This is a genomic window from Actinophytocola sediminis (genome assembly GCF_054779715.1).
Map to the genome: position 1 here is coordinate 163,605 of NZ_BAAGXS010000080.1, position 10,820 is coordinate 174,424.

General features: G+C 72.3%; 8 protein-coding genes. 4 read left to right on the forward strand and 4 right to left on the reverse strand.

Going from position 1 to position 10,820, the window contains the following annotated elements:
- Positions 1-46 precede the first annotated feature (46 nt).
- The 3 genes from ACYVIP_RS38035 (at position 47) to ACYVIP_RS38045 (ending at position 4,952) form a co-directional block, all read left to right on the forward strand.
- Positions 47-628: a ferric reductase-like transmembrane domain-containing protein gene (locus ACYVIP_RS38035; RefSeq protein WP_460405490.1), complete on the forward strand. Its 582-nt coding sequence runs from the start codon at positions 47-49 to the stop codon at positions 626-628.
- Between the two features lie 61 nt (positions 629-689).
- Complete coding sequence (locus ACYVIP_RS38040) at positions 690-947, forward strand: ferredoxin (protein WP_460405492.1); 258 nt, start codon at positions 690-692, stop codon at positions 945-947.
- Positions 948-4,952, forward strand: coding sequence for an NAD(P)/FAD-dependent oxidoreductase (locus ACYVIP_RS38045; RefSeq protein ID WP_460405494.1), 4,005 nt, complete (start codon positions 948-950; stop codon positions 4,950-4,952). It begins immediately after the preceding gene.
- Positions 4,953-4,957: 5 nt separating this feature from the next.
- Here ACYVIP_RS38045 and ACYVIP_RS38050 read toward each other — a convergent pair whose 3' ends face one another.
- Positions 4,958-5,815: an alpha/beta fold hydrolase gene (locus tag ACYVIP_RS38050; protein WP_460405496.1), complete on the reverse strand. Its 858-nt coding sequence runs from the start codon at positions 5,813-5,815 to the stop codon at positions 4,958-4,960.
- Positions 5,816-5,870: 55 nt separating this feature from the next.
- Here ACYVIP_RS38050 and ACYVIP_RS38055 point away from each other — a divergent pair, with 55 nt between their 5' ends.
- The gene (locus ACYVIP_RS38055) at positions 5,871-6,704 is read left to right on the forward strand and encodes a helix-turn-helix domain-containing protein (protein ID WP_460405498.1); all 834 of its coding nucleotides are present in this window, start codon (positions 5,871-5,873) and stop codon (positions 6,702-6,704) included.
- On the opposite strand, the gene ACYVIP_RS38060 is transcribed toward ACYVIP_RS38055, so the two are convergent.
- The 3 genes from ACYVIP_RS38060 to secD form a co-directional block, all read right to left on the reverse strand.
- Complete coding sequence (locus ACYVIP_RS38060; RefSeq protein WP_460405500.1) at positions 6,676-7,122, reverse strand: ATP-binding protein; 447 nt, start codon at positions 7,120-7,122, stop codon at positions 6,676-6,678. The genes ACYVIP_RS38055 and ACYVIP_RS38060 overlap by 29 nt on opposite strands.
- A 206-nt stretch (positions 7,123-7,328) precedes the next feature.
- Positions 7,329-7,928 carry a hypothetical protein gene (locus ACYVIP_RS38065; RefSeq protein WP_460405502.1) on the reverse strand — a complete coding sequence of 200 codons (600 nt, stop codon included), beginning with the start codon at positions 7,926-7,928 and terminating at the stop codon, positions 7,329-7,331.
- A gap of 433 nt (positions 7,929-8,361) precedes the next feature.
- Positions 8,362-10,638 carry a protein translocase subunit SecD gene (gene secD / locus ACYVIP_RS38070; protein WP_460405504.1) on the reverse strand — a complete coding sequence of 759 codons (2,277 nt, stop codon included), beginning with the start codon at positions 10,636-10,638 and terminating at the stop codon, positions 8,362-8,364.
- Between the last annotated feature and the right edge of the window lie 182 nt (positions 10,639-10,820).

The following is a 10,820-nucleotide window of genomic DNA, read 5'->3' on the forward strand; positions in this document are numbered from 1 at the left end:
GACCTGCCCGCCGTACCCGTTCTACTGATCCTCGCTAGGAGTACCGGTGTACCTGTACATGGCGGCGGCCGACGCCGGGCACGACAGTGGCGTGCTCGAGGTGTCCACGCTGTCGGCCCGTCTCGCGTACGCACTGATGTGCCTGACGCTGGTCTGGGGCGTGCTCACCAGCACCGGGTGGGTGAGCAGGCTGACCGGACGGGAGGCGTTGCGCAACAGCCACCAGGTGCTTGCGACGCTGGCACTGGCGTTCGCCTTCGTGCACGGCACCACGCTGCTGATGCTCGACAGCGGCGCGTGGGAGCTGGCGGAGGTGGTGGTGCCGTTCAAGGAGTCCCTGCGGTACACCTTCGGCGTACTCGCCTTCGAGGGGATGCTCGCCGCGTCGATCGCGGTGGCGCTCAAGCGATGGATGACCTACTGGCGGTGGATGTGGCTGCACCGGCTCGCCTATCCGGCGTTCGTGCTCGGGGTGCTGCACGCCTTCTTCGGCGCACTCGCCGCCGGTAGTCTCGCGACGGTCTGGCTGCTCGGGATCACGCTGCTCGTGCCCGCGGCCACCGTCATGTTCCTGCGGTTCCTGCCGGCGCGGGCGCTGGCCACCGCGGGCCTGATCGAGGACATGTGATGGGCGCACGCAAGACCGCCGTAAACAAGGGCATGACCCGCGCGCGCGACAAGGACATGTGATGGGCGCACGCAAAACCGCTGCCAGCAAAACCGCTGCCAGCAAGGGCAAGGCACGCGGGCGCAACCACGTGAGCGTGAACAACGACCGCTGCCGCCGCTACGGGATCTGTGTCGCGGAGGCGCCGACGTTGTTCCGGATGACGACCGACGGTGGGCTCCGGTATCTGCGCACGGTGCCCGACGAGCAGGTCGAGCAGGCGAAGGCGGCGGTACGCAGCTGCCCGATGCTGGCGATCGAGTTAACCGAGAGGCGTTGAATGGGCCGGGAGCGAATCGTTGTCGTCGGTGGTGGGGCCGCTGGCCTGCGCGCCGCCGAACGGCTCCGGGAGCTGAACTTCGGCGGTGAGCTGGTCGTCATCGGTGAGGAGCCCTACCGGACCTACCACCGTCCCGGCCTCACCAAGCACCTGTTGACCGGCGTCGCGCGACCGCGTGAGCTGATGTTGCCGGTACTCACCGACCTGGACGCGGTCTGGCGCTACGGGGTGCGCGCGTCGCACCTGGAACCCGACGAGCACGTGCTGCACCTGCCCGGCGGCGAGGAGATCGTCTACGACGGGCTGGTCATCGCGACCGGCTCGCAGGCACGGCACCTGCCGGGAGCGCCCCGCCACGACCCGCGCGTGCACGTGGTCCGCACGATCGCCGACGCGGTCGCGGTGCAGAAGAGCCTGCGGCGCGGCAAGGGTGGGCTGGCGGTGATCGGCAGCGGCTTCCTCGCCTGCGAGTTGGCGTCCTCGGCGCGTGCGCTGGGTCGTGACGCCACGATCATCACCAAGGACCACGGTCTGCTGACCAGGGTGCCCGGCGCGGACCTCGGCGAGACGGTGACCGCGTTGCACGAGGCGCACGGCGTGCAGATCGTGACCGATGCCGAGGTGCACCACTGGGTGCGCCAGCAGGACGGCGTGGCCATGCACCTGACCACCGGGCAGGTCGTGGTGGCCAACTGCGTGGTGTTGGCCGTCGGCGCGGTGCCGGCGGTGAGCTGGCTGCGTGGCTCCGGCCTGATCCTGGACGACGGCGTGATGTGCGACGCCACCTGTCACGCGATCGGCGCCGAGGGCATCGTGGTCGCCGGTGATGTCGCGCGCTGGCCGAACCTGCGGTTCGACACCGCGCCGCGCCGGGTCGAGCACTGGCTGAACGCGATCGAGATGGGCCGGGCGGCGGCGGAGAACCTGTTGGCCGGCGCGGCGAGCGCGCGGCCCTACACCCCGCTGCCGAGGTTCTGGACCGATCAGCACGGGATGCGCATCCAGGGTGCCGGCCTGCCGGCGCTCGCGCAGGACACCGTGCCACTGACCGATTCCGTCGATGTCGGCCAACGGGTCACCGGCTATGTCAGCAATGGAGAGTTGATCGGAGTGATGGGCTTTGACAGCCCGCGCGGCATGCTGCACTGGACCGCGGAGTTGGCGAACCGGACCGGTGAGGCGATGAACCGCCGCCCGGCGCCCGCGCCGCCGCGCCGGGAGCCCCCGCCCGCCCAGCCGGCCATGCCCAGCCACACCGCGGCCGCCCTCGAGGCGCTGAACTCCATGGTGGAGACCCAGGCGACCGACGGCGCGCCGGCGACCCAGGCGATTCCGGTGTACGCGATGAGCGCGATGGAGGCCGCGGCGGCGATGGACGCCGCGGTGGCCCGCGCGCTGGACCCCGGGCCGGTCGACCAGACCGCTCGGGCACAGGACTCGTTGCCCACCGGCGGTTTCTCCCCGGGGCATCCGTCGATGCCGCCGGGTGGGTTCCCGCCGATCGGGCGGGACGACTCGTGGTCGTCGCGGCCGCCGAGGCGCAGTGACCCCGGGCCGGCGATGCCGCGGTTCGGTCCGCTGGACACGCCGCCGCTCGGCCCGGAGGACTCGTGGCCGTCGATGCCGGCGGCCGGGTCGGGTGAGCCGTGGCCGGAGTTGCCCTCGGTGCAGGCGATGGACTCGTGGCTGTCGATGCCGGCGGTGGACTCGTCGCCGAGGCTGCCGGTGGTGCGCAAGCCGGAGCCGGGGGCCGCGCCGTACGCGGATTCCCCGTCCGGGCGGCGGGCAAGGCCGGACGACGCGCCGCCGTCGACGCCGCTGGCCGGTGCGTTGGACGCGGCGAGCTCCGGGCGCCATTCCCGGCCGGAGCCGCCGGAATCGGGACGGCCCGGTAGACGGGCCCGTACAGAGGAGGTGACGGACTCGATTCCGCAAGTTCGCGGTTCGAGATCGGAACGTGCGGCACTCGACGCGACACAGTCGATCCCCACGGTCCGGGAGACGAAGCTGACGCGGGCGCAGCGGCGGGTGCTGGCGGCCGAGGAGACGACCGCGATCCCACCGATCGGTGCTGGTGGCGGACCGGGAAACCGGCCGGGTCGGCCGGCGTCGACGGAGGAGACGACCGCGATCCCACCGGTCGGTCCGGGCGGTGGCGGGGCGGGGAAGCGACCGGTGCCGGCGGACTACTCGCCGCGCGCGCGTGCGGCATACGACGAGGCTGGGCCGGCGATGGCGTCCATCCCGGCGATGGAGCCGGTCGGCCGGCACGCCGAGCCGGCGTTGCCGCCAATGCCGCCGCCAATGCCGCCGCCAATGGCGACACCGTCATCTTCGCCGTCGCCATCAGCATCACCGCGACGTTCGGCGAGGTCGTCATCGTCGTCATCTGTGCAGCCACGTTCGGCAGCGCCGTCATCTTCGCCATCGCCATCGCCATCGTCTTCAGCACCGTCTTCGCATTCGGCAGCGCTGTCGTCCTTGTCATCGGCATCGCGTTCGGCTGCCTCTTTGCCAGCTGTCGCGGCTTCGCGGCCGCCGACTTTCCTTGAGCTCGCGCAGACCGGGGAGATCCCACCGGTGTCTTCGCGACCGATGTCGGCGCCACCCATGACTCCGGCGACCCCTCCGGTGTTCTCCGCACCGGTTGGGTCGCCGGTTCCGCCTGGTCCGCCGGTTCGGCCGACCTTCCCGCCCGCGGCGCGGGCACGGTATCCGGGTCAGGAGATGTCGTGGCCGACATCGTCGGCGCCGGATCCGTTGCCGCCACGGGCGTTGCCGCCGAGGATGGGTCCTGGCCATCCCGAGGCGTCATCACCGGCAATGCCGCCGGTTGGCCCGCTGGAGTCGTCCTCCGGCATGCGCCCGGTGCATCCGGGCATGCGGCAGAGCGGCCCGGTCGGCACCTCGCCGGGCATGCGTCCGGTCGACTCCGCGACCCGGATGCGTCCCGTTGGTCCGGGCGAGTCCTCGTCCCGGATGCCGCCGGCACATCCGACCGCGTCGTCATCCGGGATGCGTCCCGTTGGCCCGCTGGAGTCCTCGTCCGGGATGCGGCCGGTGCACCCGGCCGCGTCCTCGTCCCGGATGCGCCCTGTCGGGCCGCCAGGGCCGTGGCCGTCGGATCCCGGGATGTCCTCGCCGGGAATGCGTCCGCCGGGTCCCGGGACATCGCCCGGCATGCGCCCGAACGACGGTCCGGTGGGGACCTCGCCCGGCATGCGCCCGGTCGGCCCGACCGAGTCCGCCAGGATGCGTCCCGTCGGCCCGGTCGACTCCGCACCCCGCATGCGTCCTGTTGGTCCGATGGAGTCCTCGTCGGGCATGCGGCCGGTACACCCGGGAATGGGGCCGGGCGGTCCAGTGGGGACCTCGCCCGGGATGCGGCCGGTCGACTCCGCGACCAGGATGCGTCCTGTTGGCCCGGTCGACTCCGCGCCCGGGATGCGTCCGGTTGGTCCGCTGGAGTCCTCGCCCGGCATGCGGCCGGCGCACCTGGGGCCGGGCGGTCCGGTCGGCACCTCGCCGGGCATGCGTCCGGTCGGTCCGATGCCCTCCACGCGCATGGCGCGGACCCCCCCGACCGCGTCCTCGCCGAACCTGCCGCCGGTCCACCCCTCCCCGCCCGCCGACGCGTCATCCCCCGGCATGCCGGCCATCGCGCGCGCCGCCCCCGCCGGCCCGGTGCCGGACAAACCCCCACGCGACCGCGTCTTCGCCGCCGTCCCACCAGCACCGACCTTCCCGCCCCCGAGCAGCCGCGCGGCCGGTAACCCCCCAGCCGGCCGCGCGGCCCCGGTCCCCGAACCGGAGAAGGCCCGTCCCGAACCCGCCAATCCACCCCGAACCGCCGCGAAGTCCGGCCGCAAACCCGCCACCACCCGCAAACGCAAGGCCGCCATGCCACCCCCCGGCACCGTCTCCGCCCTCCCACCGGTCCAACCTGGTGGCGTCCCCGGAATCGAGGACCCGTCCCGCTACGAGGAGATCACCCCGATGGGTTAACCCCATCAGCTCCGCGCGAGGACCAGCTCGGTGATCCGTGCCAAATCCCGCTCCGACACCGCATGCGTCAACTCCGGCCACAGCTCGACCTCCGCCCGCGGCACCAGCGCACGCAACCGCGCGGCCGCCCTCGGCGCGTTCTGCGCCGTGCTGTGCGCGCCGAACAACGCCAGCAGTGGCACGGTGATCGTGGCGATCGCCCTGGCCGGCGGGCGGACCTGCGGCGGGATGGCGGCCCGGAAGTGCCGGATGGCGGCGAGGGTCACCTGGACCTCCGGCCGGTCATCCGCGTCCTCGCCGGCCGACCACCGCATGAACCGGCGCCACATCGAGTCCCGGTTGACGATCGCGGCGGCGAGCGCGATCAGCATGATCTTCGGCGCGAACCCGACGGTCACCGTAGTCGGCTCGATGAGCGTGACCGACCTGAGCCGGGCAGGCGCGGTGATCGCCTGGTGCACCGCGTAGAAGCCGCCGGTCGACCAGCCGACCAGGTGCACGTCGGTGAGATCGAGCTTGGCCATGACCTCGTCGAGCCAGCGGGCCCGGTCGGCGTGGTCGCGCAGCGGCGCGGTCTGCACGCTCAACCCGGCCTCGCCGATGGTGTCCACCGTGTACACCGGATGGCGCCTGGCGAAGCCCTCGACGTAGGGCGCCAGGCTGGCGGCCGAGCCGGCCATCCCCGCCAGCATCACGATCGGTCGCGCGTCGGCCGCGCCGTAGCGGTAGACCCGGGTGCTGCCGAACGCGGTGTCGACGTCCAGCTCCTTGTCCGGCGTCGGTCCGTGGCGCATCGCCGTGGCGTAGGCCTCCAGGTAGCTCGCCCGGTCGGCCGGGCCGCGGAAATCCCCAGTTCGTTTCATAGCCAGAAACTACGGACCGCGACTGGGACCGTCTTGAAAGAAAGTAAGCTGCGGTATGGGCGACTGGTCGATCGTGCTACCGGGTCAGCAGGTTTCGCGGCTGCCCGAGCTGCTGTATCGCCACCCGCACCCGCTACTCTCCGCACACGTACTGAGCTACACCGCACGCGACCACGTCCGGACCGAACCGGCGCCGTGGCAGTTCACCCCGCTGTGCGTGGTGATGGTCGGCATCGACCTGGTCGCCCCCGCCAGGACCGGTATTCCGCTCAACCCGGTCTGCGGTTTGCACGACCGGCCGGTGACCGCGGTCGAGCACCCCGGCCAGATTCGTGGCATCGGGCTCGGGCTGACTCCGTTGGGGGCACACGCGTTGTTCGGCGTCCCGCTCGGCGAACTGGCCAACCGGGTGGTCAGCCTTGGCGACCTGCTCGGCACCCGCGCCGGCCTGCTGGCCGAACAACTCGCCGAGATCCCGGACTGGCCGGCCCGGTTCCAGTTGCTTGATGAGACCCTGCTGGCCTGGCTGCGCGCCGGGCCGGAACTGACCAGGCAGCTGCGCGGTGTCTGGCAGCGGCTGACCGACTCCGCCGGCCGGGTGCGGATCGGCGCGCTGGCCGACGAACTCGGCTGGACCAGACAACATCTGGCCACCCGGTTCCGCCAGCACATCGGCCTCACCCCCAAGACCGTCGCCCGCATGGCACGTCTGCACCTGGCGATGTCCCTGCTGGCCAGCCGCCCGCTCGCGGACGTCGCGCTCGCCTGCGGCTATGCCGACCAGGCCCATCTCAACCGGGACTTCCGGCTGCTGACCGGAACCACGCCGACCTCGACGGTGCCCGCCGACCCGCCGCGGCTCAGCCGGGTTGACCGGGTTCCCGTTTGAGGGCGTTGAGGATCCGTTTCATCACGTCGTCGTCCAGGTCGGTCTGGTTCTCCTCTTCCGGGGGACGCACGGCGGCGGCCTTGGTGGTGCCTCGGCGGGGCAGCGGCACCACGGTCGCGTCCATACCGCTTGGCAGCGGTAGGTCCGACCAGATGAGCTGGCCTCCGCCGAGCGCCTCCACCCCGCTGCTCGAGTGCGGCAGCTCAGGCGGAACGGCCAGCCGGGGGCTGGCCCGCTCGTCCTCTATCTCGACGGACATCCGGCTGCCCGAAAGGCGTAGCCGAACAGTGATCATGGCTGGAGGTACGGACTTGTCCACCTTGCCGACCACCGCGCGCACAAGACTCCTCGTGGTGTTGGCGACGTCCTCGATCATGGACGCGACTCGCCACTCGGTGAGGGTGAACCGTACAAACAAGTCTGCACAGTTAATGGCGCTTGGCAGCGCGACGAGCCGGAGGTCGTCGACCTGCACGGTCTGGTCGTGCACTGGATCCTTCCACCGTTTCCAGCAGGCAACTGCCGCCAGATCTTGCCTCTAATCGGGCCCGGTTGGCAAACCCTGTGTCGTCAATCGGCCATCTGGCTGCGACGAACGGCATCCTGATGAGACTCCCGCCACATTCAGCGGTGCGGAAGCAACGCCGCGACCGTGGCGATCTGGTCCAGAAAGGAGTCGCTGAGCTGTCCGGCCGCCGCCTCCTCCGCCTCGGCCACCACCGCGAGCGCGCCGACCTGACGGGAGGCGTAGTGCTGGCCGGACAGCCGGATCGCCGGCAGGCCGAGCTCGGCGCCCGGCAGTGGCCGGATCTGCCCGGTGCCCCAGGTGTCGTCGATCCGCTTGAACTCCGCGGCCTGTGCCGGCGTGTCGAACCGGACCCACGCCACGGCGATCGCGATCGTGTTGCCGCCCTTGTCGTCCACGGTGAACAGCAGGCGGTCCAGCCGCTGGCACGGCACCCGCCGCAGGTACCGCCCGACCTGACCGTAGGCGTGCGCGGCGCAGTCGGGGTCGCGGCGGCGCAGGTCGCCCGGCGCGGCGCGCATGCCGATGCGCGACCAGGCGACGGTGGCCTCGCCACGCAGCATCGCCTCCCGGCTGGCCGCGAACTGGCCGGCGATGGCGTCGACCGGAGGTGGGTCACCGCCGCCGTCGTCATCGGTGTTGGCCAGCACGATCGCCATGGCGGCCGCGGCGACGAGCAGGCCGCCCTTCTTCGCCATGAGCGCCTCCGGAGACGTGGTGACCCTTTCTAACAGCTCACCCGAAGGGGGCGCGACTCAGGAGAGAGGGGGCGACGCGCCGGCCAGGGGGGAGGAGGCCGGCGCGTCGCGAGGCGGAGTTGACGTGCACCGCCCGGCGGCCGTGGCCAGTGCTCACGTTTGCGCGCCTACCAACAACAATCGCAGGTCGGCGCGGGCGGGGCATCGGGCGCACGAAGGATTCCGGTCTACGCCCGGGGGCGTAGACCAGGAAGGCAAACCTACGCCGCCCGATGGTTGCCTCACGGGCACCAGACGGCTCCGCAGCCCGCCCGGCACCCGGACAACAGCGCCGAGCCGGCTCGCGGCCTCCGTCGCCACCGCGAGGTCCCCGATGGCGACCCGCGCGCCCGCTCTCACCAGCGCCTCGGCACGTCCCAGTCACACCACCCAGTCACACCACGGCGCCGCTGCCCTCCCGTTCCTGCCGCCGCGCCGGGGTGCGCACCCGCCCGGCACCCGGATAGCGCCGGTCGAGCATGATGGCCACCGGTCCCGCGGTGACCACTGTGGACACCGTGCCGACGACCAGCCCGAGCAGCAGCGCGAGCGCGAAGTCCGCGAGCGACCCGTCGCCGAGGAACAACAGCGCCCCCAGCACGAACAGCACCCCGATACCGGTGTTCACCGTGCGCGGCAACGTCTGCAGCACGGCCTCGCCGACGATCCGGTGGAACGGCTCGCGCCGCTTGCGCCCACGCAGCTCCCGCACCCGGTCGAACACCACCACCGAGTCGTTGACCGAGTAGCCGATCACGGTCAGCAGGGCGGCGAGGAACACGCCGTCCATGGTCAGGCCGAGCCAGGTGAAGATCCCGAGCACCAGCAACACGTCCTGGGCCAGCGCGATCACCGTGGCCAGCGCGAGCCGCCAGTCGAACCGCACCGCCAGGTAGATCAGCTGCGCCAGCACGGCCAACCCGAGCGCGATCAACGCCTTCACCAACAGCTCGGAGCCCAGGCTCGGGCCGATCTGCTCGTCGCGGACCTTCTCCGCGCCGCCAGCGGCCTCGCCGACCGCGGCCCGGATCTGCTCGGCCTCCTCGTCGGAGGCCGGCTCGGTGCGCACGGAAACCGCGTCCTCACCGGAGAGCTGCACGACCGCGCGCGGGAACCCGACCTCGCCGACCGCCTCCCGCACCTGCTCGACGTCGGCCTGCGCGCCGGTGTCGAACTCCAGCAGCCGGCCGCCGGTGAACTCGACGCCGAGGTTGGGCCCGACGGCGAAAATCCCGGCCAGCGCCAGCCCGATCGCGACCAGCGACCCGGCCAGCCACCGCGCCGGCTTGGCCAGCCAGCCGGCGTCCTGGCGCTCCACCCAGGCACGTACCCGGCCCTGGTGGGCGATACCGCTCAACTTCGGCCTGCCAAGCGGAGAGCGCAGCGTGAGGTCCAGCAACGCCCTGGTGAGCACCAGACAGGTGAACATCGAGGCGAGCACACCGATCGTCAGCGTCACCCCGAAGCCGCGCACCGGCCCGGACGCGAGCCAGAACAGCAGCCCGGCGGCCAGCAGGGTGGTGACGTTGGAGTCCACGATGGCCGACAGCGCGCCGCGGAACCCGCGTTCGGACGCTCGTGGCAGCGAGCCGGAATACTCCTCGCGCGCTCTCTCGAACGCGAGCACGGTCGCGTCCACCGCCATCCCGATGGCCAGCACGAACCCGGCCAGCCCCGGCAGGGTCAGCGTCGCGCCGATCGCGAGCAGCGCCGCGTAGGACACCCCGGCGTAGGCGGCCAGCGCGACCACGGCGACCAACCCGGCCAGCCGGTAGACCACCACCAGGAACGCCGCGATCAGCGCCAGCCCGATGATCGCGGCCCGCGCGCTGGTGTCGATGGCCTCCTCGCCGAGCGTCGGGCCGACCGTGCGCTGTTCGATCACCTCGACCGGCACCGGCAGCGCGCCCGCGTTGATCAGCAGCGCGAGGTCGGCCGCCTCCTCCTGGGAGAACTGCCCGGTGATCTGCGTGCCGCCACCCAGGATGCCGACGCCACAGGTGACCCCGGGGTCGACCTGGGGCGAGGAGATCGCCTCGTCGTCGAGCACGATCGCCACCCGGCGGGCCGGGTCGCCCGGCTGCGCGCAGGCTGCGTCGGCGGTGAGCTTCTCCCAGGCCTGACCGTCGCGGAACTCGATGTCCACGACGTAGCCGGCGCCCTGCGGGTTGCTCGCCCCTCTGGCGTTCTCCACCCCGTCGCCGCTGAGCGCGGCGGGGCCGAGCTGGAGCTTCTGGCCGGACTCGTCGGTGACGATCCGCTGGCCTTCCGGCAGCTGCGGGTTCTCGGCGGCGGCGGGATCGACGACGCCGACCACCGGGTGGAAGGTCAGCGCGGCGGTCTGGCCGATGACCTCGACGGCCTCGGCCGGATCCTGCACGTCCGGCAGCTCGACGACGATCCGCTGCTCGCCGGACCTGGCCAGGGTCGGTTCCGAGACGCCGAGCGCGTCGACCCGGCGGCGCAGCACCTCGATGGCGAGGTCGGTGCTCTCGGCGTTGGCCTGCACGGTCGGGGAGTCGTGGGTCTCCAGCACGATCTGGGTGCCGCCACGCAGGTCCAGCCCGAGGCGTGGGGAGGTGGTGAGCAGCAGGTAGGCGGTGGCGGCGAGGACCGCGAGCGAGAGCAGCACGCGGATGAGCAGGCCTCGCCGCGCGGGGGTGGGCGGCACGGATTCCTCCAGCGGAAGGAGTACGGAAGGAGACGAACGGTGTGCGGTGCGGGGGATCCGTCACGCTGGACCGCACGCCGCCAGGCAGACAGCCGCGGGTGTCCAGTGCGGGATCCGTCAGGCCGGCGGCGCGCGGTCGGCGGCCGGGCGCCGGTGGGCGCGCGGCGTGGCCTGCTGGTCGG

Excerpts from the sequence above, each read along its gene's own strand:
- ACYVIP_RS38045 (WP_460405494.1), top strand. The coding sequence starts at position 948 with ATGGGCCGGGAGCGAATCGTTGTCGTCGGTGGTGGGGCCGCTGGCCTG.
- ACYVIP_RS38055 (WP_460405498.1), top strand. The coding sequence starts at position 5,871 with ATGGGCGACTGGTCGATCGTGCTACCGGGTCAGCAGGTTTCGCGGCTG.
- ACYVIP_RS38040 (WP_460405492.1), top strand. The coding sequence starts at position 690 with ATGGGCGCACGCAAAACCGCTGCCAGCAAAACCGCTGCCAGCAAGGGC.
- ACYVIP_RS38050 (WP_460405496.1), bottom strand. The coding sequence starts at position 5,815 with ATGAAACGAACTGGGGATTTCCGCGGCCCGGCCGACCGGGCGAGCTAC.
- ACYVIP_RS38065 (WP_460405502.1), bottom strand. The coding sequence starts at position 7,928 with ATGGCGAAGAAGGGCGGCCTGCTCGTCGCCGCGGCCGCCATGGCGATC.